The organism is Roseibium sp. HPY-6, assembly GCF_040530035.1.
In the GTDB taxonomy this organism is placed as follows: domain Bacteria; phylum Pseudomonadota; class Alphaproteobacteria; order Rhizobiales; family Stappiaceae; genus Roseibium.
Genome location: NZ_JBEWCD010000001.1, coordinates 2,456,681 through 2,479,880 on the forward strand (window position 1 = coordinate 2,456,681; position 23,200 = coordinate 2,479,880).

Annotated in this window: 23 protein-coding genes; 18 read left to right on the forward strand and 5 right to left on the reverse strand. The window is 57.9% G+C overall.

Going from position 1 to position 23,200, the window contains the following annotated elements:
• Nucleotides 1-6: 6 nt before the first annotated feature.
• A complete protein-coding gene (locus ABVF61_RS11395; RefSeq protein ID WP_353993628.1) occupies nt 7-1,056 on the reverse strand; it encodes a LacI family DNA-binding transcriptional regulator in 1,050 nt (349 codons plus the stop codon).
• A 274-nt stretch (nt 1,057-1,330) separates the two neighbouring features.
• Here ABVF61_RS11395 and ABVF61_RS11400 point away from each other — a divergent pair, with 274 nt between their 5' ends.
• From ABVF61_RS11400 to ABVF61_RS11450, 11 genes are read left to right on the forward strand one after another with little or no spacing between them, the layout of a single operon-like run.
• Nucleotides 1,331-2,575: an ABC transporter substrate-binding protein gene (locus ABVF61_RS11400; protein ID WP_353993629.1), complete on the forward strand. Its 1,245-nt coding sequence runs from the start codon at nt 1,331-1,333 to the stop codon at nt 2,573-2,575.
• Nucleotides 2,576-2,630: 55 nt separating this feature from the next.
• Nucleotides 2,631-3,536, forward strand: a complete 906-nt coding sequence (locus ABVF61_RS11405; RefSeq protein ID WP_299482453.1) for a carbohydrate ABC transporter permease — start codon at nt 2,631-2,633, stop codon at nt 3,534-3,536.
• Entirely contained in the window at nt 3,536-4,408 is an 873-nt protein-coding gene (locus tag ABVF61_RS11410) for a carbohydrate ABC transporter permease (RefSeq protein WP_353993630.1), read from the forward strand. The genes ABVF61_RS11405 and ABVF61_RS11410 overlap by 1 nt, the downstream gene beginning before the upstream one ends.
• Nucleotides 4,409-4,412: 4 nt before the next feature.
• A complete protein-coding gene (locus ABVF61_RS11415) occupies nt 4,413-5,522 on the forward strand; it encodes an ABC transporter ATP-binding protein (protein WP_353993631.1) in 1,110 nt (369 codons plus the stop codon).
• Between the two features lie 4 nt (nt 5,523-5,526).
• Nucleotides 5,527-7,011: a GMC oxidoreductase gene (locus ABVF61_RS11420; protein ID WP_353993632.1), complete on the forward strand. Its 1,485-nt coding sequence runs from the start codon at nt 5,527-5,529 to the stop codon at nt 7,009-7,011.
• Entirely contained in the window at nt 7,008-7,766 is a 759-nt protein-coding gene (locus ABVF61_RS11425) for a 3-ketoacyl-ACP reductase (protein ID WP_353993633.1), read from the forward strand. Before ABVF61_RS11420 ends, ABVF61_RS11425 begins: the two co-directional genes overlap by 4 nt.
• 9 nt (nt 7,767-7,775) lie before the next feature.
• Entirely contained in the window at nt 7,776-9,368 is a 1,593-nt protein-coding gene (locus tag ABVF61_RS11430; RefSeq protein ID WP_353993634.1) for a GMC family oxidoreductase, read from the forward strand.
• Complete coding sequence (locus tag ABVF61_RS11435) at nt 9,365-9,679, forward strand: Dabb family protein (RefSeq protein ID WP_353993635.1); 315 nt, start codon at nt 9,365-9,367, stop codon at nt 9,677-9,679. The genes ABVF61_RS11430 and ABVF61_RS11435 overlap by 4 nt, the downstream gene beginning before the upstream one ends.
• 22 nt (nt 9,680-9,701) lie before the next feature.
• Nucleotides 9,702-10,871, forward strand: coding sequence for a dihydrodipicolinate synthase family protein (locus ABVF61_RS11440; RefSeq protein WP_353993636.1), 1,170 nt, complete (start codon nt 9,702-9,704; stop codon nt 10,869-10,871).
• Nucleotides 10,872-10,893: 22 nt separating this feature from the next.
• Complete coding sequence (locus ABVF61_RS11445; RefSeq protein WP_353993637.1) at nt 10,894-11,904, forward strand: LacI family DNA-binding transcriptional regulator; 1,011 nt, start codon at nt 10,894-10,896, stop codon at nt 11,902-11,904.
• Between the two features lie 20 nt (nt 11,905-11,924).
• Nucleotides 11,925-12,551 carry an HAD family hydrolase gene (locus tag ABVF61_RS11450; protein ID WP_353993638.1) on the forward strand — a complete coding sequence of 209 codons (627 nt, stop codon included), beginning with the start codon at nt 11,925-11,927 and terminating at the stop codon, nt 12,549-12,551.
• 107 nt (nt 12,552-12,658) lie between these two features.
• On the opposite strand, the gene ABVF61_RS11455 is transcribed toward ABVF61_RS11450, so the two are convergent.
• The 3 genes from ABVF61_RS11455 to ABVF61_RS11465 all read right to left on the reverse strand — a co-directional run bounded on the left by ABVF61_RS11455 (nt 12,659) and on the right by ABVF61_RS11465 (nt 14,667).
• Nucleotides 12,659-13,183 carry a CBS domain-containing protein gene (locus ABVF61_RS11455; RefSeq protein WP_353993639.1) on the reverse strand — a complete coding sequence of 175 codons (525 nt, stop codon included), beginning with the start codon at nt 13,181-13,183 and terminating at the stop codon, nt 12,659-12,661.
• A 175-nt stretch (nt 13,184-13,358) separates the two neighbouring features.
• Nucleotides 13,359-13,604 carry a (Na+)-NQR maturation NqrM gene (nqrM, locus tag ABVF61_RS11460; RefSeq protein WP_353993640.1) on the reverse strand — a complete coding sequence of 82 codons (246 nt, stop codon included), beginning with the start codon at nt 13,602-13,604 and terminating at the stop codon, nt 13,359-13,361.
• A gap of 31 nt (nt 13,605-13,635) precedes the next feature.
• Nucleotides 13,636-14,667 carry an FAD:protein FMN transferase gene (locus tag ABVF61_RS11465; RefSeq protein ID WP_353993641.1) on the reverse strand — a complete coding sequence of 344 codons (1,032 nt, stop codon included), beginning with the start codon at nt 14,665-14,667 and terminating at the stop codon, nt 13,636-13,638.
• Between the two features lie 285 nt (nt 14,668-14,952).
• On the opposite strand from ABVF61_RS11465, the gene ABVF61_RS11470 reads away from it, so the two are divergent.
• Genes ABVF61_RS11470 through nqrF form a run of 6 tightly spaced genes read left to right on the forward strand, consistent with a single transcriptional unit; the run spans nt 14,953 to nt 20,816 of the window.
• Nucleotides 14,953-16,296 (forward strand): Na(+)-translocating NADH-quinone reductase subunit A, encoded by a 1,344-nt coding sequence (locus ABVF61_RS11470; RefSeq protein WP_353993642.1) that lies wholly within the window; start codon nt 14,953-14,955, stop codon nt 16,294-16,296.
• A gap of 4 nt (nt 16,297-16,300) precedes the next feature.
• A complete protein-coding gene (locus ABVF61_RS11475; protein WP_353993643.1) occupies nt 16,301-17,509 on the forward strand; it encodes an NADH:ubiquinone reductase (Na(+)-transporting) subunit B in 1,209 nt (402 codons plus the stop codon).
• Nucleotides 17,502-18,323 (forward strand): Na(+)-translocating NADH-quinone reductase subunit C, encoded by an 822-nt coding sequence (locus ABVF61_RS11480; RefSeq protein ID WP_353993644.1) that lies wholly within the window; start codon nt 17,502-17,504, stop codon nt 18,321-18,323. The genes ABVF61_RS11475 and ABVF61_RS11480 overlap by 8 nt, the downstream gene beginning before the upstream one ends.
• Nucleotides 18,320-18,973, forward strand: a complete 654-nt coding sequence (locus tag ABVF61_RS11485; protein WP_299482411.1) for an NADH:ubiquinone reductase (Na(+)-transporting) subunit D — start codon at nt 18,320-18,322, stop codon at nt 18,971-18,973. Before ABVF61_RS11480 ends, ABVF61_RS11485 begins: the two co-directional genes overlap by 4 nt.
• The gene (nqrE, locus tag ABVF61_RS11490; RefSeq protein ID WP_299482408.1) at nt 18,973-19,581 is read left to right on the forward strand and encodes an NADH:ubiquinone reductase (Na(+)-transporting) subunit E; all 609 of its coding nucleotides are present in this window, start codon (nt 18,973-18,975) and stop codon (nt 19,579-19,581) included. The genes ABVF61_RS11485 and nqrE overlap by 1 nt, the downstream gene beginning before the upstream one ends.
• 14 nt (nt 19,582-19,595) lie before the next feature.
• On the forward strand, nt 19,596-20,816 hold the full coding sequence (gene nqrF / locus ABVF61_RS11495; protein WP_353993645.1) for an NADH:ubiquinone reductase (Na(+)-transporting) subunit F: 1,221 nt from the start codon (nt 19,596-19,598) through the stop codon (nt 20,814-20,816).
• A gap of 104 nt (nt 20,817-20,920) precedes the next feature.
• Here the strand turns inward: nqrF and ABVF61_RS11500 are convergent, their stop codons facing one another.
• Nucleotides 20,921-21,301 (reverse strand): hypothetical protein, encoded by a 381-nt coding sequence (locus tag ABVF61_RS11500; protein WP_353993646.1) that lies wholly within the window; start codon nt 21,299-21,301, stop codon nt 20,921-20,923.
• Nucleotides 21,302-21,410: 109 nt separating this feature from the next.
• Here ABVF61_RS11500 and fumC point away from each other — a divergent pair, with 109 nt between their 5' ends.
• Complete coding sequence (gene fumC, locus ABVF61_RS11505; protein ID WP_353993647.1) at nt 21,411-22,805, forward strand: class II fumarate hydratase; 1,395 nt, start codon at nt 21,411-21,413, stop codon at nt 22,803-22,805.
• The last annotated feature ends 395 nt before the right edge of the window (nt 22,806-23,200 follow it).

Genomic DNA, 23,200 nt, shown 5'->3' on the forward strand with positions numbered 1-23,200 from the left:
ACCGGCCTAGCTCGAAATCGCAAACGGCCCTTCGGGCTGCAGGAGGACCTGAAGATCCTCCACCGGCACACCCGACATGCGTCCGAGCAGGACCTTTGCCATCGCCCGGCCGGTCGCACGCAGATCCTCGTCGATGGTTTCGATGCGTGGGCGGAAGTGGTTGGAGATCGGCGAAGCGCGCTTGGCGACGACGTCCACATCCGCGCCCTGCGTCAGCCCCATGTCACTCAGGAAGGCAAGCGTGATCAGCGCGCTGACCTCACCGACACAGACATAACCGTCGGGCGCGTCGGAACCGGCGTGAAGGGCCCGCAACGTCGCGGCAATTTCGTCCGGTTCGCTGTCAAGGTCGACATCTTCGGGAATGGTCACCCGCATGCCATGCACGGTCGCGGCCTGTCTGGCTCCGAACCTGAGGTGTTGCCCGAATGTGTACTTCTCGTTCGGCATGACTACGCAGATGTGTTTGCGCCCCTTTTCGACGAGGCGGGCAATGCCCATGCGCACAAACGCTTCATTGTCGAAATCGACAAAGGGATGCGGCGTCATGAAGTCCGTGCGTCCATGGGTGACAAACGGAAAGTCGTGCTCCAGCAGGTATCGCGCCCGGTCGTCGAAACACTCTGTGCGCGTGAAGACGATGGCATCGGCCAGCGAGTGGCGGCGAATGTTCCGGATGGTTTCGAGGCGGTCGTCGCCCAGGCTGTCCGCGGTGATATTGATCGCGTAACCGGTCCCGCTGAGCCCCTCATACATGCCACCAAGGAACTCGGACGTAAAACTCAGGAACTCGTGCCTTGGATTGAGCAGGAGACTGATGACGCGGGTCCGTCCGGTACGCAACCTCTGTGCGGCTCTGTTGGGAACGTAGCCAAGCTGACTTGCAATCTCGGCAATGCGCTTGCGCGTGCTCTCCGCGATCCGCGGATCGTCAGCAAGCGCCCGCGAGACCGTCGTAACCGCGACACCTGCTTCGGCGGCAACCGTGCGCAGGGTCGGACGCGACTGCGCCGCGCCAACGCTGTCCGCTTTGGTTCCAAGGTTCTTTCGCGACATGCCCGTTCCCCTCAACCAGAGGCTTGTAGCTCAATCAGTGTCTCAAGTCTAATCAGGGAATTTAAAACGTTGCAACAAAGAAAGATGTTGCGTCGCAAAATGCCAACTATCGAAATAACTAACTATAAAAAAACAAGAAACCTGTTCCAAAGGAGCACAAATTAAATTATTGACATGCACGTGGTTTGCAACGTTACAATAGACGTTGCGTGACTTAGGGTCCGCCGGAGTTCGGCACCCATGACGACGACAGGCACGTAAAGGGAGGAAATCCATGCGTAAGTTGACGATGATGACGGCTGCTGCTGCCCTGCTGGCAGCGAGCGCAAGCGTGAAGGCAGAAGACGTTGAAGTTCTGCATTGGTGGACATCTGGCGGTGAAGCTGCCGCGCTGAATGTCCTGAAACAGGATCTTGAAGGCCAGGGCATCGGCTGGCAGGACATGCCGGTTGCCGGTGGCGGCGGGTCGCAGGCCATGACCGTGCTGCGTGCTCGCGTCACCTCAGGCAACCCACCGACCGCCGTGCAGATGCTCGGCTTCGACATCCTTGACTGGGCCAAGGAAGGCGCACTTGCCGACCTGAACATCCAGGCAGGCCTGGAAGGTTGGGATGACGTTGTCCCGGCAGCACTTCAGGAGTTTGCCAAGCATGACGGCAAGTGGGTGTCTGCACCGGTCAATGTCCACTCGACAAACTGGGTCTGGGCCAACAAAGCGGTCCTGGACGAACTCGGCATTGCGGTTCCGACCAACTGGGATGAGTTCGTTGCCGCTCTGGAAAAGGTAAAAGCGTCCGGCAAGACCGCGATTGCACATGGCGGACAGCCCTGGCAGGACGCGACGGTGTTTGACGCGGTTGCCATGTCGACCGGCGGACCGGACTTCTACAAAAAGGCATTCATCGAACTTGACGAGGAAACTCTCGGTTCCGACACGATGAAGGAAACGTTCGACCGCATGGCCGTTATCCGGTCCTATGTCGACGACAACTTCTCGGGCCGCGACTGGAACCTCGCCACTGCAATGGTGATCAACGGCGACGCCGCCTTCCAGATGATGGGTGACTGGGCGAAGGGTGAATTCCTGAACGCCGGTAAACAGCCGGATACAGACTTCCTCTGCTTCCGTTTCCCCGGTACCCAGGACCAGGTGACGTTCAACGCCGACCAGTTCGCAATGTTTGCTCAGGGTTCGGAAGTCGGCAAGGAACAGGCTGCGCTTGCGACCGCCATCCTGTCGCCAAGCTTCCAGTCCGCGTTCAACGTGGTCAAGGGATCGGTTCCGGCGCGGACCGACGTTTCCGACGAAGCCTTTGACGCCTGTGGCAAGAAAGGCATGGCCGACCTGAAGAAAGCTGCGGACAGCGGCAATCTCTATGGCTCCATGGCCCATGGTCACGCCAACCCGGCGGCGATCAAGAACGCGATGTACGACGTGATTACGGCGCATTTCAACGGCGAGTATGACAGCGAGACAGCTGTCGAAGAACTCGTGACAGCCGTTCAAATCAACAAGTAATAGACCCTACGGAAAGCGGTGCACTGCACCGCTTTCCGGCAGCGGGGGACCTGAGATGTCTATTTCTGAAACGGCGAACCCGCAGGGTTCCGTTGTTGACAGACTGCGTGACGCTTTGCCTAAAATCGTGTTGAGCCCGACGGTCGCCATTGTCGCGATCTTCGTCTACGGCTTCATCCTGTTCACGCTCTATCTGTCCTTTACCGACAGCCGCATTCTGCCCTCTTTCGGTTGGGTCGGGTGGCAGAATTACGAGAACCTTTTTCGGATCCGGGCCTGGGACACGGCCGTTTCGAACCTGGTGATCTTCGGTCTCCTCTACATCATCATTTGTTGCGCCCTCGGCCTTCTCCTGGCGATCCTGCTGGACCAGCGCATCCGCGCCGAAGGGTTTATCCGCACGATCTATCTCTACCCGATGGCCCTCAGCTTCATCGTCACAGGTGTTGCCTGGAAATGGTTCCTCGATCCAGGCATCGGCATCGAGGCGGTCGTCCAGGGGTGGGGCTGGACCAGCTTCGAGTTTGACTGGATCAAGAACCGGGAGATGGCGATCTATACGATCGTGATCGCCGCCGTCTGGCAGACATCCGGTTTTGTGATGGCGATGTTCCTGGCGGGCCTCCGCGGTATCGACAGCGAAATGATGAAGGCCGCCCAGATTGACGGCGCCTCGACCTTCGCCCTTTACCGCCGCATCGTGATCCCGCAATTGCGACCGGCCTTCATGTCGGCCTTCGTCGTGCTCGCCCATATGGCGATCAAGTCCTACGACCTTGTCATCGCCCTGACAGGCGGCGGCCCGGGAACGGCGACCGAACTGCCTGCGACCTTCATGTATTCCTACACATTCACCAGAAACCAGATGGGGATCGGTGCAGCCTCCGCCGTGATCATGCTGATGACGATCGCAGCCATCATCGTGCCCTATCTCTGGTCCGAACTGAGGGAGAAGAAGTGATGGCCACCGCTCCCGCAAAAAGCGGCAACAGTATCGGACGCATCGTCCTCTACACGCTGCTCGTCTTCTTCTGCATCTACTACCTCCTTCCGCTCTATGTGATGGTGGTGAATTCGCTGAAGCCACTGTCGGAAATCACGGCGGGCGGCATGATGGCTCTGCCGCAGGAATGGACCATCGCCCCGTGGCTGAGCGCGTGGTCCAGCGCACAGGTCGGCGTTGAGGCGACCGGTCTACGCCCCTATTTCCTGAACTCCATCATCATGGTGGTTCCAGCGGTCGCGCTGTCGACGATTGTTGGCGCGCTGAACGGCTATGTCCTTACCAAGTGGCCATTCCGCGGTGCGACCATTCTCTTTGGGCTGTTGCTTTTCGGCTGCTTCATCCCGTTCCAGATGGTCCTGATTCCGATGGCCCGCATGCTCGGCCTGATGGGGCTCGCGGGCTCGGTCCCGGGCCTGATCTTCGTGCATTTCGTCTATGGCATCGGTTTTTCGACGCTGTACTTCCGCAACTACTATGCGGCGTTCCCGACCGAACTGGTCCGGGCGGCGCAGATCGACGGCGCCGGTTTCTTCCGCATCTTCTGGCGCATCCTGCTGCCGTCGTCCGGCCCGATCGCCGTCGTATGCATCATCTGGCAGTTCACCAATATCTGGAACGACTTCCTCTTCGGCGCATCCTTCTCCGACTTCGACAGCCAGCCGATGACCGTTGCGCTCAACAACCTGGTGCAATCGTCGACAGGCGTGAAGGAATACAACGTCCATTTCGCAGGCGCGATCATGGCCGCGCTGCCAACACTCCTCGTCTACATCGTTGCGGGCCGATACTTCGTCCGTGGCCTGATGGCCGGCTCAGTTAAAGGATAAGACAATGGGCTTTCTCGACATCAAACAGGCGACCAAGTCTTACGGAGCCGTTCAGGTTCTGCACGAAACCGACATCTCGATCGAAGAAGGCGAGTTTCTCGTCCTCGTGGGACCTTCCGGCTGCGGCAAGTCCACACTCCTGAACATGATCGCCGGGTTGGAAAACATCACTTCGGGCGAGATCGCCATTCGCGGAAAGAGCATGAACGGCGTGAAGCCGGCCGACCGCAACATCGCCATGGTATTCCAGTCCTACGCGCTTTATCCGAACATGACGGTGAGCGGAAACATCTCCTTCGGCATGGAGATGCACGGCATTGAAAAGTCGGAGCGCGAAAAGCGCATCTCGCAGGTTTCCGATCTTTTGCAGATCAAGCACCTGCTCGACCGCAAACCGGGCCAGCTTTCCGGCGGCCAGCGCCAGCGTGTTGCGATGGGCCGTGCCCTGGTTCGCGAGCCGGACGTCTTTCTTTTCGACGAGCCGCTCTCCAACCTGGATGCAAAACTGCGTGTCGACATGCGCACGGAGATCAAGAAGCTTCACCAGAAGCTGGGGACGACGATTGTCTACGTGACCCATGACCAGATCGAGGCCCTGACGCTGTCGACCCGCATTGCCGTGATGTTCGGCGGCTACGTGCAGCAGCTTGGAACGCCCAAGGAGATCTACGACAATCCGGCAAATATGTTCGTTGCCGGTTTCATGGGGTCACCTTCGATGAACCTCTTCCCCGCCAAGGTGGTTTCGGAAAACGGCCAGCCGGCCGCAGAGGTGTCTCTGGCGAACGGCACGAAGGCCTCCATCCCCTTTGCCACGGAAAAGCTTGCCTCGGATGTCGGCCGCGACATTATCCTGGGCATCCGCCCCGAGGCGATCACCGACAGGGACGGCGCCGACAGAAACTCGCAGGCGGTCCATATCGTCGAAGCACCGGTTGAAGTCACCGAACCGGCCGGATCCGACACCTTCGTTGTCAGTCAAATCGGCGGCAAGGATGTCACCGGTCGCTTCCGCGCAGATGTCGCGGTCAATGCCGGCGACACCTTCCCCTTCGCGTTCAACATGGAAAAGGCGGTCGCGTTCGACCCTCAGAGCGAGAACAGGATCGCCTGACCCGATGATGAAGGCCCCGGACATCGTGATTGTCGGCAGCGGCATGGGGGGCGCAACCCTTGCTGCCGGCCTTGCGCCGTCCGGCGCGAAGATCACGATCCTGGAGCGCGGTAACCAGATCCCTGATGACGCCCCGGCGCGGGACCCCTGGCGCATCTACACCAACAGCGCGTTCCGCTCATCGGAAAAGTGGCTGGATCAGCAGGGAAACGCGTTCGAACCCGGCAACTACTACAATGTCGGTGGTAACTCGAAACTCTATGGCGCGGTCCTGATCCGTTACCGCGAAGAGGACTTCGGGGATCTGGAGCATTTCGAAGGTGTCTCACCGGCCTGGCCCTTTTCCTATGACGAGCTTGCCCCCTGGTACGATGCAGCGGAACAGCTCTACCGGGTTCGCGGAGACACCGCCTCGGACAAAACCGAACCGTCGCATGCCGGTCCCTATCCTTTTCCACCCGTCCCGGACGAACCAGCGATCCGAACAGCGCGCCAGAGACTTGAAGGAGCCGGCGTCAAGCCATTCTCCCTGCCCCTCGGCGTCGATATCGAGAAATGGCTTTCAGCCGGTGAAACCGGCTGGGACGGCTATCCGGATCTCCGATGCGGCAAGATGGATGCCGAGACGTGTGGTCTCGCGGAGGCACTTTCATACGACAATGTGGAGCTGATCACGGGCGCTGAAGTCACCGCGCTCAAGGTTGACGCTAAAACAGGAAAAATCGGTTCCGTCACCTTCCAGAAGGACGGTGAGGAAACCGACCTGACGCCCGCGATCGTCGCAATTTGCGCAGGCGCAGTGCAGTCGGCAGCGCTCTTGCTCAAATCCGGAATTGCGAACAGCTCGGACTATGTCGGCCGCTGCTTCATGAACCACAACGCGACCGCGATGATCGCCGTCGACCCGCGCTTCCGGAACGATGCGGTCTACCAGAAAACCTTCGGCATCAACGACTGGTACCTTTCAGACAAAGAAGACGGAAAGCCGCTCGGCAATGTGCAACTGCTTGGGCGGGTCACACCGGACATCCTGAAAATACAGGTGCCACAGCTGCCGAAATTCGCCGCCAAGTGGATTTCGGAACATGCGCTCGATCTTTATCTCATTTCAGAGGATCTGCCCGACCCTGAAAGCCGCATCCAACTCAAGGGCAGCAAGATCCAGCTGAACTGGCGCCGCTCCAACGTGACGGCCCACAAGAAGCTCGCGGCACGCACGAAGGCGACACTTAAGAAAGCCGGATTTCCTGTTGTGCTTTCGCGCCTCTTCGATGGCCGTGTGCCTTCGCATCAATGCGGCACGGTGCGCCTTGGCGACGATCCGAAAACCAGCGTGCTTGATCCGGATTGCCGTTCCTGGGATCACCCTAACCTGTTTGTGACGGACGCCGCGGCCCTGCCGACATCCGCGGCAGTCAACCCGGCTCTGACCGTCGCCGCCCTGTCTCTGCGGACTGCTCAGACAATCAGGCAGGAGTTGGCCGCATGACCAAGGTAGCCCTTGTCACGGGGGGACAGCGCGGCATCGGGCTCGCGATTTCCGAAACCCTCATCGGCGCAGGATACAAGGTGGCAGTCCTGGCTCCAAACCGGAGCGACGATCCGGAAGTCATCGACGCGCTGAGCAAGTTGGGACCGAGTGCAGCCTATTACACTCACGATCTCCTGGATGTGGATGGGCATGCTGCGTTCCTGAACCGGGTCGAAGAGCAATTGGGGCCGCTCACCACTTATGTCTCCAATGCGGGTGTCCCGGCAAAAGTGCGCGGAGACATGCTCAACATCACGACCGACAGTTTCGACATCGTGATGGGTGTCAATCTTCGAGGCGCTTTCTTCCTGGCACAGGAGGTTGCGCGGCGCATGCTGGAGACATGCACTGACATCTATCGGTCGATGACCTTCGTCACGTCAGTCAGTGCGCAGATGGTCTCTGTCGAGCGCGCCGAATACTGCCTTTCGAAGGCGGGGGCTTCAATGATGGCGCAGCTTTTTGCTGTCCGGCTCGCCCCACACAACATTGGTGTCTTTGACATCCGGCCAGGTGTCATCGAGACCGCTCTGACAGCCGGCGTCAAAGACAAATACACAAAGCGGATTGAAGACGGCCTCGTGCCTTCGGCCCGCTGGGGATATCCGGCCGACATCGCCTCGACCATCCTTCCACTTGCGGAAGGGCAGATGGCTTTTGCCACGGGCACCGTCATCAATGTGGATGGCGGACTTTCCATTCCACGCCTTTGAGAGTTCATCATGGAAAAAGGCTACGATTTCATCATCATCGGAGGTGGCAGCGCAGGATCGGTGCTTGCGGCACGGCTGAGCGAAAACCCCGATGTCAGCGTCCTGCTTCTGGAAGCGGGTGGACGCGACTGGCACCCGTTTTTTCATGTACCCGCCGGCTTTGCAAAAATGACCAAGGGCATCGGCTCCTGGGGCTGGCACACGGTTCCGCAAAGGCACATGAAGGACCGGGTATTCCGGTACACCCAGGCCAAGGTGATCGGTGGCGGTTCGGCGATCAATGCGCAGATCTACACCCGTGGCAATGCGCTCGACTATGATGAATGGCGCCAGATGGGATGCGAAGGCTGGGGCTACGAAGATGTCCTGCCCTATTACCGCAAGGCCGAGGACAACGACACTTACAACAACCGCTACCATGGCCAGGGTGGACCTTTGGGCGTCTCCAAACCCTGCGCGCCATTGCCCATCTGCGAAGCTTATTTCAAGGCAGCAGCAGAGCTCGGCATACCTCACAACGAGGATGTGACCGGCGAGAAGCAGGATGGCGTTGCCTACTATCAGCTGACCCAGAAGAACGCACGGCGTTCCTCGGCGGCGATGGCCTATCTGGCACCGAACCGGAACCGGCAGAACCTTCACGTTCAGACCGGGGCGCAGGTCCGCCGTATCGTCGTTGAGAATGGTGCTGCGACAGGCGTTGAACTCACTGACGGCACCCGCCTCACGGCAAGCAAAGAAGTCATTCTGTCGTCCGGCTCAATCGGGTCGCCCAGATTGCTGCAGCTTTCCGGCATTGGTCCCGCCGATCATCTGAAAAGCCTTGGCATCGACGTGGTCTACGACCAGCCCGAGGTCGGCGCGAACCTGCAGGATCATCTGGACCTCTACTGCATTTGCGAGGTGAGTGGTCCCCACACCTACGACCGCTATGCCAAGATGCACTGGTCGGCGATTGCCGGTCTGCAATACCTCTTCACGAAACGCGGGCCAGTGTCCTCCTCACTCTTTGAAACCGGCGGCTTCTGGTACGCCGATCCCGAAGCACGTTCACCTGACCTGCAATTTCACCTCGGTCTTGGAACCGGCATCGAATCGGGCGTTGCCGCCATGCCGGACGGTGGTGTCACCTTGAACTCGTGCTACCTGAGGCCTCGTTCGCGCGGAAGCGTTCGCCTTCAAAGCGACAATCCGAACGATGCGCCGCTGATAGACCCAAACTATCTGCAGGATCCCCAGGACCGGGACATGTCAATACGCGGGCTGAAACTGACCCAGGAGATCCTGGCGCAGGGGCCGCTCAAATCCTTTATCAAGGCCGAGCGTCTGCCCGGCCCCGATGTCAAAACCGATGAAGACTATTTCAACTTTATCTGCGAGCACTCCAAGACATCTCACCATCCGGCAGGCACTTGCCGGATGGGCGCGGACGACAAGGCTGTGCTTGACCCCAGACTGCGCTTCAACGGCCTTTCGCGCCTGCGCGTCATCGACGCCTCGGTCATGCCGACGGTCGTTTCATCCAACACGAATGCAGCAGCCATCATGATCGGCGAAAAAGGGGCCGACATGATCAAACAGGATCACGGTGACACTCAATGATCAGACACATCGTTCTTATCAAGTTCCAGGACGGCGTCAGCGAAGACGCGATCGCCGGTCTTTTTCAGGAATTGCGCACGATCCGCGATCAGGTGCCCGGCATTCTGGACATCACGTCCGGCCGCAGCGAAAGCCCGGAGAAGATCGAACGCGGTTACATGCACGGCTTTGTCGTCGACTTTGAGGATTGGGACGCGCTTGAGCGCTACCAGACCCACCCCGATCACAAAGCCCTTGGGGCAAAGCTGGTGGCCAACGCGATTGGCGGCATCGACGGAATTCTGGTTCTCGACATTCCGGTCGCTGCATGACGGGTGACGCAAGACGCTGGAGATGAACATGCTGACCCTTCCGACACTCGACAACAGGCTTGAAACCTATCGGCTGACCGGCGAGCCCCTGATCCCGCGCGCGCCGCACGTTCCGCTCAATCGCATCGCGTTTGCCGCCGCGCACGTCGTCTCTTCACCGCTTGAAGAACGCGATCCCTGGCTTGGATCGCCTGCTGTCGACTGGGAGAATTCATTGCGCTTCCGCAATTGGCTCTGGGATCAGGGCCTTGGCCTTGCCGAAGCGATGGATACGGCACAAAGGGGCATGGGCGTCGACTGGCCGACGGCAAAAGAACTGATCGAGCGCACGATGCGCGACGCGAAAGCACACCCGCTGCAGCCGCGCGTCGCCTGCGGCGCGGGAACGGACCAGAAGCCTCGGGAAGATTACCGGACACCGGACGATATTCTGGCGGCCTACTCCGAACAGATGGAAGCGATCGAGGCATCGGGTGGCCAGGTCATCCTGATGGCTTCGCAGGCCTTCCCGGCAATCGGTGCAACCGCAGACGACTACGTTCAAGTCTATGAAAGGCTTTTGGAGCAGGCAGCCGCACCGGTTATCTTGCACTGGCTCGGGGACATGTTCGATCCAAAGCTCAAGAGCTACTGGGGCTCCGGCGATGTTGCAACGGCAATGAACACGGTTCTTGCGATCATAGAAGCCAACCCCGCCAAGGTTGACGGCATCAAGATCTCGCTTCTGGAAAAATCCTATGAAGAAGAGTTGCGCGCGCGTCTTCCGGACGGCGTCCACCTTTATACCGGAGATGACTTCAACTATGCGGAGCTGATCGAAGGCGACGGCCAGCACTATTCGCACGCACTGCTCGGGGCCTTCACGGCGATTGCACCTGCAGCCAGCCAGGCGCTCGAAGCGCTCGCGCTAGGTGATCTGCAGACCTATCACGATCTGTTTCGTCCGACGGTCCCGCTTAGCCGGGAAATCTTCAAGGCACCGACGCAGTTTTACAAGGCTGGCATCGCATTTCTCGCCTGGCTGAACGATGCCCAAAGCCACTTCATCATGCCCGGCGGTTTCCAGTCCTCTCGGGAAATTTCCCACTATGCGGAGGTCTTCAGGCTTGCGGACAAGGCGCGTTTGCTGTCAAAGCCTGACATTGCCGTCGAGCGCATGGGACTGCTCTTGAAGCTTCACGGCGTTGAATGAATTCTGCCGGGGGCGGGCGTGAATGAAGAAAAGACCAACAATTCTGGACGTTGCCGACAAGGCCGGCGTGTCGAAATCAACGGTTTCGCTCGTGCTGCAGAATTCCCCGTTGGTCAAGCAATCGAAACGCGATGAGGTCAAAAAGGCAATCAAGGACCTCGGTTATGTCTACAACCGGTCCGCCGCCGGATTGCGGGGCGCTGAGTCCGGACTGATCGGTCTGATTATCAACGACCTGCGCAACCCGTTCTTCACGGAGTTTGCCGCGAGCGCGCAGATGGAATTCGCGCGCAAGGGATATGCGACGGTCATTGCGAACACCGACGAGGATCCCGAAATACAGGCACAGGTGATCGATTCCATGATCGAACACGGTGTTTCGGCGTTCGTCATCTCTCCGGCCTACGGTGGTGACGCCAACGCGTTCGATCCCATTCAGCGCGCCGGTATTCCAACGCTGCAGGTCCTTCGGCAAATCGACGATCGCACGAATGTCTTCCCGTTCGCGACACACAACTACGCTGTCGGCGGCCAGTTGGCGACAAATCATCTATGCGATCTGGGATGCCGGAAAATTGCTTTTGCGGGTGGCCTCAAGAACCGCCCGATAACGAACGAGAGAATGTCGGGCTATAGCGCCGTCATGCGCGAACGAGGACTTAAGGCTCAGACGTTTCACGGCAGGCCGTCCCGGTCTTTTGGCCGGGACATCGCTCTTCAGATCGCGTCCGAACATCCTGACCTGGAAGCGGCGATCTGTTTCTCGGATCTTGTTGCACTCGGCATGATCTCCGGGTTTGCGGAGGCAGGTGTGAAGGTCGGCGAAGATTTTCGGATCGTCGGTTTCGATGACATAGAGGAAAGTTCGCTTGTCTTTCCCCGTCTCAGCTCCGTCAGATGCAACACCGAGCACTTCGGGCGAAGTTCCGCGCAAACAATGCTCTCCTGGATCGTGGATGGCGAACGCCCTCCCGATCTCAGGCACTACGATGTGAAGCTCATCGAGCGCCAATCCAGCGTCGGCATCCGATGACCGGGAAAACACGCAGAACGTTGAAAACAATACAGATAAACAGAGCTGCCACGCATCCGCCGAAGCAGTCTATTGACCATCTCCTGTGCAAGGCGCATGCGCTGATTTTCGATTGTGACGGCACAATGTTGAAAACACCCGACCTCTACACCGCCGGCTGGCAACACGCCTTCAGTCAGGCAGGACTGGAAATGGACGCGGGCTGGTATCACGAACGTGCAGGCATGTCGGAACACGTTCTGATGGACGCTTTCGAAGCGGAGAAGAAAATCGCGTTCGACCGCGATCGGACCGTTCGGGATCTGCGCCAGTATATCTTGCAGAACATTCAATCCGTTCAGGAAATCCCGAGAGTCGCTTCGATCGCTCGCGCGAAACACGGACATGTGCCGATGGCGGTCGCGTCGGGTGGATCGAGGCAAATCGTCGAGGCTTCTCTGCAAGCTTCAGGTCTGATGCCCCTGTTCGACACAATCGTGACGATTGATGATGTCGAACATGCAAAGCCGGCACCGGATCTGTTTCTGGAAGCAGCCAACCGGCTGAAAACGCCGCCAAAGACCTGTCTCGTTTTTGAAGACAGTGCCCAGGGACTTCAGGCAGCGGCAAATGCAGGAATGGCGGCGATCGACGTTGCGCTCATATGAAACACGGCACACACGATCGACGGGGCATCCGTGCGCTGGCGCACATGAGATGCGCACCGCGCGACGGCAATCAGGTCAATTGATACGGTGACCAGGACCGCGGCGCTTCAGCCGACGATCATCTGCTTCATTTTCAAGGCTTCGTATTCAAGCTCGGTCAGGCGATAATTGACGACGTCACCGATTGTGATCATGCCGCACAACTTGCCGTCTTCCAGGACCGGCAGGTGGCGGAACCGTCCTTCGGACATCATTTTCAGAACGGTGACCAGCGGATCGGACGGTGCGCAGGTTTTCACCTCGCGCGTCATCAGGCCTTCCACTTGCTGTGGAAGCGTCTGGCCTGGTGTTTCGGCAAGTTTGCGCACGATATCGCGTTCAGAAAGGATACCGATCATCCCGCCGCTTTCGTCCGTCACCAGCAAAGCGCCGATACGTTTGTCGCGCAGCACCTCGACCGCTGTCTTGACAGTATCGCTCGGTAATACGGAAAAGACGTTCGAACCCTTTTTCTCCAGAATCTTGGAAACAGTGCTCGTCGTCGATCCGAGATTTGTGTCCACGGACTGACTGACCGTCCTTTTATCCTCAGTATCGCCGCGCATGGGAGCCTGATAGGAACTGGGGGCCATGGGGACTTCCTTCTCACCGTTGAGTTCAGCGTTCGCAGCTGAAGCTTACGACAGGATATCGGAATATGATACGCCCAAAAGTCGGTGGAATTACGGTGAGTTGACCTGCTGCAGGATGAGCACGCCGTGCCTGTCATCGGAACTTGGTACTTCAGACAGCTGTTAGGACAACATGTCAGACCGCTTCGGCCGGCTCTTCCATTTTATCAAGCATCTTGCGCGCTCGCGGACACTGCAGCTTGTCGCGCAGCGGACTGTCTGGATCGACGTCTTTCTGGCACACAACGCATTTGTCGGCGCCGGAGATCGCGTTGAGTCCCCCGCAGCTTCCCTTGATGGTCTTCCCCATGAAAATGACACCGAGCGACATGCCCGCCACGACAAGCACAAGCAAAACAAACGCAATCAGGAAAGTAGCCATGTCAGTCTTCCAGGCAATGCCTGTTGATGTTTCAGTCGGCCTTCAGCAAAGTCTCGAACGCGCTGCTGGCCTTGGTAACATATGTGTTCTTGTCGCCATTTTCATCTCGGGAAATGAAATAAACGGCAATGTTGTTGGCTTCGGCGATCTCAAGTCCTCTTTCAGCCCCCAAGACGAGCATCGCGGTCGCCCAGGCGTCCGCCATCATGGCGTCTTCAGCCACAACACTCACCGATGTCGTCCAGTGCGTAATAGGCTTTCCTGTGACCGGATCGATAATGTGGGAATACCGCACGCCGTCGTGTTCCACGAAGTTGCGATAGTCGCCGGATGTCGCGAGACCCTTGTTTTCCAACGGCACGATCAGCTCGACCGCTTTTTCGCCAGGCTCCGGCTTTTCAATACCGATACGCCAGGCCTGGTCTTCCGCATTGCGCCCGGCCGTCACGAGGTCGCCGCCAATTTCAACCATGTAATTCTCGATACCGAGCGTTTTGAGTTTGCCTGCAACCGCATCTATCCCGAACCCCTTGGCGATGGCCGACAGATTGATGCCGACCTCGGGAGCGGATTTTGTAAGCGTGGAATCTGCCGCTTTGAGCAACAGCTTGTCTGCCTGACCGACAAAATTGAGTGCAGCTTCGATATCCGCATCCGAAGGCACCGGGTCTGCCGGTTCGCGCGGGCCGAAGCCCCAAAGCTCAATCAGAGGTCCGAGCGTAACGTCGAATTTGCCGTCGCTGAGCGTGTGCACTTCATTTGCAGCCGACATCACCGTCACGAAATCGCCCGATACGGAGACCGGACCGGTTTCAGAGGAGACATTGAACCGGGACACTTCCGATGCCTTGTCCCAGTTGGACATTTTGGCATTCACATCCGCAAGAACCGCTTCGACATCCCCGGCAAGTGCGCTCTCCTCAACACCTTCCGGCGGGCCGACCACCGAAATGTTGTAGGTCGTGCCCATCGTTTCGCCTGAAAGGGTAATGACTTTCGCCGGCTCATCGCCGAAACAGGCCGAAACCGTAAGAGCTGCGAGGAGGGCGAGTGTCTTTTTCATGGCATCGAACGTCGGATTGCGTGTGGTCTATTGGGCAAATCCCAAAGGATGCGTTAACCTTGCCTGGTGCATGGTGCGCACTTGGACGAACGCGTGGGCTCAGTTAGGGGGCTGATACTGTTTTTTAAGTAAGAACGCCAGTTGTTTTTCTGCCGGCATTCAAATAAATGCTGTCGCGTTGACCAATCGGTGGCGGCTTGAAAAGCGTGGGCGGCAAGTCGGATTCACCATCACCGATAGCGAACTGAAAACTGCGGTACGCTCCACATCCGCAGCGGGTTGAAGATGGACACAATTAGCATCAAAAAAGGTCTGGACCTGCCACTCCAGGGCGCGCCAGAGCAAAAGATCCACCCGGGGCAAACCGTTCGTTCGGTCGGGCTGGTCGGTTTGGATTACATCGACCTCAAGCCGAAAGTCCTGGTTCAGGATCAGGATGACGTAAAGCGGGGAACACCCCTTTTCTTCCACAAGGACAATCCCGATGCGGTGATTGTGTCCCCTGTCACCGGCCGCGTAAGAGCAATCAATCGCGGTGCCCGGCGCGTTCTGCAAAGTGTCGTCATCGAAGCCGATGACCTTGATGACAAGGGCATTGAATTCGGCGGCATTCCCGACGACGCCGACGCGGATACGGTTCGCAAATCCATCTGCGCAGCGGGTCTTTGGACGTCCTTCAAGACCCGCCCCTACTCCAAGGTGCCGCAAACGGATTCCAAACCGCTCGCGATATACGTCACAGCGCTGGAAAGCGAGCCGCTTGCTGCAGACGCCAATATGATCATCGAGGAGCGTCCGGAAGATTTTGAAAAAGGCCTCCTTGCCGTTTCCAAGCTCTCGGATGGCCCGACTTACCTGTGCCAATCACCCGGGCTTGCCTTTGATGGCGCCGGAAAGGCCGGGGTCACTTCAGTAGGCTTCACTGGACCGCATCCGTCGGGTTTGGCCGGGACCCATATGCATTTTCTGACACCACCGCGCGCCGAACAGCCGGTCTGGACGATTTCATACCAGGACGTTCTTGCCATCGGCGCGCTTGCACGAACCGGATATCTGGACCCGGCGCTTGTCGTATCCCTCTGTGGTCCGATTGCCAAAAACCCACGTCTTGTGCGCACAATCCGCGGTGCTTCGATCGAAGACCTTACGGAAGGCGAATTCGCTGCGGATGTTATACCCCGCATTCTGTCCGGCTCCGTTCTGAGCGGGCGCGAAGCGGAAGGTCCCTTGAGTTTCGTTGGACGCTATCATCGCCAGATTTCGATGATTGAAGAAGACAAGAAGCAGATCCCGCTCGGCTGGATCCGGCCGATGCCCGGGAAATATGCCGTTCAACCTGTGCTTGGCTCAGCCTTTGCCAAAAAGCTTTACGCGCTGACAAGCAACCTGAACGGCGGGCGTCGTGCGATGGTTCCAACCGGAACATTTGAAGAGCTGATGCCGCAGGATTTCCTGCCGACCCAGCTTCTGCGGGCACTTCTGATCAAGGACACGGATGCGGCACAGGCGCTCGGCGCGCTTGAACTCGATGAGGAAGATCTCGGTCTCGTCGGATTTGCGTGTCCTGCGAAGTACGAATACGGCATCGCCTTGCGCGAATGCCTGGAAAAAATCGAGAAGGAGGGCTGATACATTGGGTCTGCGCCAGTTCTTTGACCGTATCGAACCCCTTTTTGAAAAAGGCGGAAAATACGAAAAGCTGTTCCCCATTTACGAAATGGTGGAGTCCTTTGTCTACACGCCGAAAACCGTAACGAAAAACGCGCCTCACGTGCGCAGTTACGTCGATATGAAGAGGATCATGACGTATGTGGTCATATCCACGATCCCCTGCATATTGTTCGCGTTCTACAACACCGGATGGCAGGCCAACTCCGCGCTCGCCTCACTCGGGCCGGAGGCCCAGACCGGGTGGCGCATCTGGATCCTGCAGGCATTCGGCATCGGCCTTGATCCGACAAACGTCTTTGCCTGCCTCGCGCACGGCGCGCTCTATTTTTTCCCCATCTATATTACGACGCTGGTCGCCGGCGGTATCTGCGAGGTCGTCTTCGCGACCATCAGGGGCCATGAGGTCAACGAGGGTTTCCTGGTTACCTCGATGCTCTACACGTTGATCCTTCCAGCCTCGACGCCGCTTTGGCAGGTTGCTCTTGGCATCGCCTTTGGCGTGGTGATCGGCAAGGAAGTCTTCGGGGGGACGGGCAAGAACTTTCTCAATCCCGCACTCACGGGTCGGGCCTTCCTCTACTTCGCCTATCCCGCACAGATGTCCGGTGACACCGTCTGGGTGCCTGTCGACGGCTTTTCCGGCGCGACCGCGCTGTCCGTCAGCGCGTCGGAAGGCTTCCAGCAACTTGCGGCGTCCGGCATGACCTGGTGGGATTCCTTCATCGGTTTCGTCCCGGGAAGCCTGGGAGAGACCTCGACACTGGCGTGCCTGATCGGCCTAGCGTTCCTGCTGATAACAAAAATTGCCAACTGGCGCCTGATTGTGGGCTGTATGGCGGGCATGATCGGATTATCTCTCCTTTTGAACCTGATCGGATCCAGTACGAACCCGATGTTCGCAATGCCCTGGTATTGGCATCTCGTTCTGGGCGGCTACGCCTTCGGTCTGGCTTTCATGGTCACTGAACCGGTTTCGGCATCTCATACGAACATGGGCCGGTATTTCTACGGCGCACTCGTCGGCGTTATGGTAGTCCTGATCCGCGTTATCAACCCGGCGTTCCCGGAAGGCATGATGCTCGCCATCCTGTTTGCCAACGTTTTCGCACCGCTGATCGACTATTTCGTCGTTCAGGCGAATATCAAACGGAGACTGCGCCGCTATGGCTGACAACACTCCCGACAACAACAGCGGCAAGGGCCCGCTCAGGCGGTTTTTGGACCTGCCGACGGATTCGATTCCGAAAACGCTTTTCGTCGCCATCACGCTTTGCCTGTTCGCCTCGATGGTCGTATCCGTTGCAGCCGTGTCGCTGCGACCGATCCAGGAAGAGAACAAACTGCGCGACAAACGCATCAACATCCTTCAGGTAGCTGGGGTCTACACTCCGGGAGAAAATGTCAGGGAAGCATTCGAAGCATTCGAGCCCCATGTGCTCGACCTCACGACAGGCAAATTCACAGATGAATTCGATGTCGCGACCTTCGATGAGCAGGCTGCCGCCGCCGATCCTGATCTGAGCCGTGCGCTCGCCAACGATCCGGCCGGCATCGGCCGTCAGTCGAATTTCAAGACGATCTACCTCCTGCGCAAGGAGGACGGGTCGATCGACAAGGTTATTCTGCCTGTCCACGGCTACGGTCTCTGGTCGACGCTTTATGGGTTCATCGCGCTGGAAGACAATGGCAACGACATCTTCGGGCTCCAATTCTATCAGCACGCCGAGACACCGGGCCTTGGCGGGGAAGTCGACAACCCGCGCTGGAAGGCGCTGTGGGCCGGTAAAAAACTGAGGGACGACAGCGGCAACCTGCAGATCACGGTCGACAAGACAGCACCGCCCGCAGGCAATGACTTTCATATCGACGCACTGGCCGGGGCGACACTGACATCGCGCGGCATCGACAATCTCGTTAAATTCTGGATGGGTGAAGAAGGTTACGCGACCTTCTTGAACAACCTGCAGGCAGGAGAGATCTCATGACACAGAAACGCAGGGAACTGCTTGTCGACCCGCTTGTCGACAACAACCCGATCACGCTGCAGGTTCTCGGGATCTGTTCAGCGCTGGCCGTGACATCTTCCTTGCAGGTGTCCTTCGTGATGGCGCTTGCGGTGATTGCCGTAACCGGCTTCTCCTCCATGTTCATTTCCATGCTGCGCAACCACATTCCTGGCTCGATCCGGATCATTGTGCAGATGGTGATCATCGCGTCGCTGGTGATCCTGGTCGACCAGATCCTCAAGGCCTTTGCCTACGAGATCTCCAAAACACTTTCTGTTTTCGTCGGCCTCATCATCACCAACTGCATCGTGATGGGGCGTGCGGAGGCGTTCGCCATGAAGAACCCGCCAGTCGCATCGTTTCTCGACGGCGTCGGCAACGGGCTCGGCTATGGCCTGATCCTGATGCTGGTCGGCTTCATTCGCGAACTCTTCGGCGCAGGCTCACTGTTTGGCATCACCATTCTGGAAACCGTCAACAATGGCGGCTGGTACGTGCCGAACGGCATGCTGCTGCTGCCCCCATCGGCGTTCTTCATCATCGGTCTTCTGATCTGGGCCTTCCGCACCTGGAAGCCGAAACAGGTCGAGGAACGCGAATTCAAGATCCAGACCGTTGAGGCCCATTGATGGAAGGTTTGATCTCACTCGCCGTCAAAGCGATTTTCGTTGAGAACCTCGCGCTGTCCTTCTTTCTCGGAATGTGCACCTTCATTGCCGTTTCGAAGAAAATCTCAACGGCAATCGGTCTCGGCATTTCGGTCATGGTCGTACAGACGATCACCGTACCGACAAACAATCTGTTGCTGACCTATCTTCTGAAACCCGGCGCGCTCGCCTGGGCCGGGTTTTCCGATGTCGATCTGACATTCCTTGGCCTGATCACCTATATCGGTGTCATCGCGGCGATGGTACAGATCCTGGAAATGATTCTCGATAAGTTCTTCCCGCCGCTTTACAACGCACTCGGCATCTTTCTGCCTCTGATTACCGTGAACTGCGCCATCCTCGGCGGATCCCTGTTCATGGTCGAGCGTGACTACGACTTTGCACAGGCAACAACCTACGGCCTGTCTTCCGGCTTTGGCTGGGCGCTCGCGATCACCGCTATGGCCGGCGTCCGCGAGAAGCTTAAATATTCGGATGTTCCGGACGGCCTTCAGGGTCTCGGCATCACATTCATCACCGCGGGTCTGATGGCCATGGCCTTCATGTCCTTCAGCGGCGTCAAACTCTAAGGGAGACGATCGGAATGGAAACATTCAGCCTCGGCGTCGTCCTGTTCACGTTGATCGTGCTCGCACTGGTAACCATCATCATGGTCGCCCGCAGCCAGCTCGTATCGACCGGGAACGTCAACATCACCATCAACGGCGAAAAGACGATTTCGGTTCCTGCCGGCGGCAAGCTGCTGCAGACACTCGCCGAAGAGAAGCTTTTTGTGCCGTCCGCCTGCGGCGGCGGTGGCACCTGCGCGCAATGCAGGGTGAAAATCCACTCCGGCGGCGGCTCAATCCTGCCGACCGAAGAGAGCCACATCACCAAGCGTGAGGCGTCCTGCGGCGACCGTCTCTCCTGTCAGGTTGCCGTCAAGCAGGATATGGACATCGAGGTGCCCGAAGAGGTCTTCGGCGTCAAGAAATGGGAATGCACGGTCCGCTCCAACGAGAACGTGGCGACCTTCATCAAGGCGCTTGTTCTCGAGTTGCCCGAAGGCGAAGACGTCAACTTCAGGGCCGGCGGTTACATCCAGATCGAAGCACCGGCGCACGCCCTCTCCTACACCGATTTCGACGTTGAGGAGGAATACCGCGAGGACTGGGACAAGTTTAACCTATGGCAGTACAAGTCCACGGTCGACGTTCCGATCGAGCGCGCCTATTCCATGGCGAACTATCCGGAAGAAAAGGGCATGATCATGCTCAACGTCCGGGTCGCCTCGCCACCTCCTGGCTCAGAGGGCATTCCTCCGGGTCAGATGTCATCCTACATCTTCAACCTGAAGCCCGGTGACAAGGTGACGATTTCCGGTCCGTTTGGCGAGTTCTTCGCCCGAGACACCGAAAAGGAAATGGTGTTCATCGGCGGCGGCGCTGGCATGGCACCCATGCGCAGCCATATCTTCGATCAGCTCAAGCGGCTCAGCTCGAAGCGCAAGATCACCTTCTGGTACGGTGCCCGGTCGAAACGCGAAATGTTCTTCGTCGAGGACTTTGACCAGCTGGCAGCGGAAAACCCGAATTTCGAATGGCATGTTGCCCTTTCCGATCCGCAACCCGGCGATGACTGGGACGGCTATACCGGCTTCATTCACAATGTGCTTTTCGAAGAATATCTGAAAGAGCACCCGGCGCCGGAAGATTGCGAGTTTTATATGTGCGGTCCCCCGATCATGAACTCCTCGGTCATCAACATGCTGCTTGAGCTGGGTGTTGACCGCGAGGACATCATGCTCGACGACTTCGGCGGATAATAAGCCCCCAAAAGTAAAACCGGCACGTGAGTGCCGGTTTTTTGTCACTGAACGTCAGGAACGGCGCATGCACTGGTGCGCTGTCAAAGGTTCACAAACGGCGATCAGAATTTCAGCGGCAGAAATGCCAGGGCCAGAAGACCCAGTCCGGCAGGTAGCCCGTAAAGCCAGGCCCGGCGACGCCACCCGTCCTCCTGCTTCTTCCAGTTATCCCGGTAAAGATGACCGCATCCGACGACCAGAACCAAAAGGATGGAACCGGTCAGCGGCGTCAGGTAAAGGTCTTCCAAAGCGTGCTTCCGTTGAAACCGGTGTGCACCGGTTCGTTGAACAATCTCGCGAATTGAAGGCAAGGGCCGATCGCCAAAGCCCTCCTCAATGATACGGTCTTCTACAACGGGCCGGCAGTACCCATCAAGCAAGAGCCTTGCCGGAATGTGCCGCGAAATGAGCCACCGCCGGAGGTCCACACAGTCTCGTGACACAGGCTGTTCCGGTTTCACGCGAGCGGTTTGGCAAAAATATCCTATATCTTGGGAAGGGTTTGAGCCTTCATCCAAGTGCCGCAATCTGCAAGATCATTAGGAGGATCCGATGTCCACTCCGCCTCGCACAGAAAGCGACTCCTTCGGCCAACTGGAAATCCCGGGTGACAAATATTATGGCGCACAAACCGCCCGATCGCTCATCAATTTTCCGATTGGCGGCGAAACCATGCCACTCCCGCTCATTCATGCACTCGGTATCATCAAACAGGCTGCGGCGAAGGTAAACGAGCGTCAGGGTAAACTTGCCCCCGAGCTGGCAGGCGCGATCGCGAAGGCCGCTGGCGAGGTTGCCGCAGGCAAATTTGATGACCATTTCCCACTTGTGGTCTGGCAAACCGGGTCCGGAACACAGTCGAACATGAATGCAAACGAAGTCATCGCGAACCGTGCAATAGAAATCCTCGGCGGCGAGATCGGCACAAAAGCACCGGTGCACCCGAATGATCATTGCAACATGAGCCAGTCGTCGAACGACACGTTTCCAACGGCGATGCATATTTCTGCGGCGCGGGAAATCCATCAAAGTCTGGTCCCCGCTCTCAACCATCTGAAGGACTCTTTAAAGGCAAAGTCTGATGAGTGGGCAGACATCGTCAAGATCGGACGGACCCATACGCAGGACGCAACCCCGCTCACGCTCGGGCAGGAATTCGGTGGCTATACGGCGCAAATTGAAGCTGGAATTCAGCGTCTCCTTGAGGCCTCCGACGGCCTTTATGAACTCGCCCAGGGCGGAACAGCCGTAGGCACGGGGCTCAACACAAAAAAAGAGTTCGCAGAACAATTCGCCGCCGAAGTCGCGGACATTTCAGGGCTCCCGTTTCGAACGGCACCAAACAAGTTCGAAGCCCTTGCCGCGCATGATGCGTATGTTTTTGCGCATGGCGCGCTCAACACAATCGCTGCATCCCTTTTCAAGATCGCAAACGACATCCGATTGCTCGGTTCGGGCCCGCGATCCGGCCTTGGGGAACTCTCGCTGCCGGAAAACGAGCCTGGGTCATCGATCATGCCCGGCAAGGTCAATCCGACACAGTGCGAAGCCATGACGATGGTCTGCACGCAGGTTTTCGGGAACCAGACAACAATCTCGGTAGCCGGGAGCCAGGGTCACTTTGAACTGAACGTGTATAAGCCGGTCATGGCCTATGCCATGCTTCAATCCATCAAGCTCCTCGCGGATGCCAGTAGAAGCTTTGCCGACCGGTGTGTTTCCGGCATCAAGGCCAACAAGGACAACATCAAGGCACTGATGGAAAGATCGCTGATGCTGGTCACCGCACTCGCTCCCGCGATCGGTTACGACAAGGCAACCGAAATCGCAAAGTCGGCGCACAAAAACGGGACATCACTGAAAGAAGAAGCACTGAAACTGGGCTATGTGACCGCACAGGAATTCGAGGACCTCGTACGCCCGGACCAGATGATCGGTCCGTCCTGAAACAGAAAAAGCCCGCAGGCTTTGGCCATTCGGGCTGATTTTGGTTTCGGGAGCAGGATTTGGGGGTTTTTTGCCCTTCTGCGTCGGGCTTGTGCCCTCCTTGATGGGGCCCTGGGAGGTTTTCGCCTTTATCCCCCACCCTAATACGACAACAGCCTCACCCCTTACGGGATGAGGCTGTTGTCGAATTTGGTTTCGGGAGCAGGACTTCATCGGGTTTTGTCCCTTCTGCGTCGGAGGTTGTCCTCCTTACGGGCCCCTGGTCATGTTAAAATCTGTATCCGTTACCAACAAAAAAGCCGCCCGGTGTGGGCGGCTGTTTTTGTTGGTTGCGGGAGCAGGATTTGAACCTGCGACCTTCAGGTTATGAGCCTGACGAGCTACCGGGCTGCTCC

What these genes read in the sequence shown, in the direction of transcription:
- ABVF61_RS11395 (WP_353993628.1), bottom strand. Translation starts at nt 1,056, where the DNA reads ATGTCGCGAAAGAACCTTGGAACCAAAGCGGACAGCGTTGGCGCGGCG.
- ABVF61_RS11400 (WP_353993629.1), top strand. Translation starts at nt 1,331, where the DNA reads ATGCGTAAGTTGACGATGATGACGGCTGCTGCTGCCCTGCTGGCAGCG.
- ABVF61_RS11405 (WP_299482453.1), top strand. Translation starts at nt 2,631, where the DNA reads ATGTCTATTTCTGAAACGGCGAACCCGCAGGGTTCCGTTGTTGACAGA.
- ABVF61_RS11410 (WP_353993630.1), top strand. Translation starts at nt 3,536, where the DNA reads ATGGCCACCGCTCCCGCAAAAAGCGGCAACAGTATCGGACGCATCGTC.
- ABVF61_RS11415 (WP_353993631.1), top strand. Translation starts at nt 4,413, where the DNA reads ATGGGCTTTCTCGACATCAAACAGGCGACCAAGTCTTACGGAGCCGTT.
- ABVF61_RS11420 (WP_353993632.1), top strand. Translation starts at nt 5,527, where the DNA reads ATGATGAAGGCCCCGGACATCGTGATTGTCGGCAGCGGCATGGGGGGC.
- ABVF61_RS11425 (WP_353993633.1), top strand. Translation starts at nt 7,008, where the DNA reads ATGACCAAGGTAGCCCTTGTCACGGGGGGACAGCGCGGCATCGGGCTC.
- ABVF61_RS11430 (WP_353993634.1), top strand. Translation starts at nt 7,776, where the DNA reads ATGGAAAAAGGCTACGATTTCATCATCATCGGAGGTGGCAGCGCAGGA.
- ABVF61_RS11435 (WP_353993635.1), top strand. Translation starts at nt 9,365, where the DNA reads ATGATCAGACACATCGTTCTTATCAAGTTCCAGGACGGCGTCAGCGAA.
- ABVF61_RS11440 (WP_353993636.1), top strand. Translation starts at nt 9,702, where the DNA reads ATGAACATGCTGACCCTTCCGACACTCGACAACAGGCTTGAAACCTAT.
- ABVF61_RS11445 (WP_353993637.1), top strand. Translation starts at nt 10,894, where the DNA reads ATGAAGAAAAGACCAACAATTCTGGACGTTGCCGACAAGGCCGGCGTG.
- ABVF61_RS11455 (WP_353993639.1), bottom strand. Translation starts at nt 13,183, where the DNA reads ATGGCCCCCAGTTCCTATCAGGCTCCCATGCGCGGCGATACTGAGGAT.
- nqrM (WP_353993640.1), bottom strand. Translation starts at nt 13,604, where the DNA reads ATGGCTACTTTCCTGATTGCGTTTGTTTTGCTTGTGCTTGTCGTGGCG.
- ABVF61_RS11465 (WP_353993641.1), bottom strand. Translation starts at nt 14,667, where the DNA reads ATGAAAAAGACACTCGCCCTCCTCGCAGCTCTTACGGTTTCGGCCTGT.
- ABVF61_RS11470 (WP_353993642.1), top strand. Translation starts at nt 14,953, where the DNA reads ATGGACACAATTAGCATCAAAAAAGGTCTGGACCTGCCACTCCAGGGC.
- ABVF61_RS11480 (WP_353993644.1), top strand. Translation starts at nt 17,502, where the DNA reads ATGGCTGACAACACTCCCGACAACAACAGCGGCAAGGGCCCGCTCAGG.
- ABVF61_RS11485 (WP_299482411.1), top strand. Translation starts at nt 18,320, where the DNA reads ATGACACAGAAACGCAGGGAACTGCTTGTCGACCCGCTTGTCGACAAC.
- nqrE (WP_299482408.1), top strand. Translation starts at nt 18,973, where the DNA reads ATGGAAGGTTTGATCTCACTCGCCGTCAAAGCGATTTTCGTTGAGAAC.
- nqrF (WP_353993645.1), top strand. Translation starts at nt 19,596, where the DNA reads ATGGAAACATTCAGCCTCGGCGTCGTCCTGTTCACGTTGATCGTGCTC.
- fumC (WP_353993647.1), top strand. Translation starts at nt 21,411, where the DNA reads ATGTCCACTCCGCCTCGCACAGAAAGCGACTCCTTCGGCCAACTGGAA.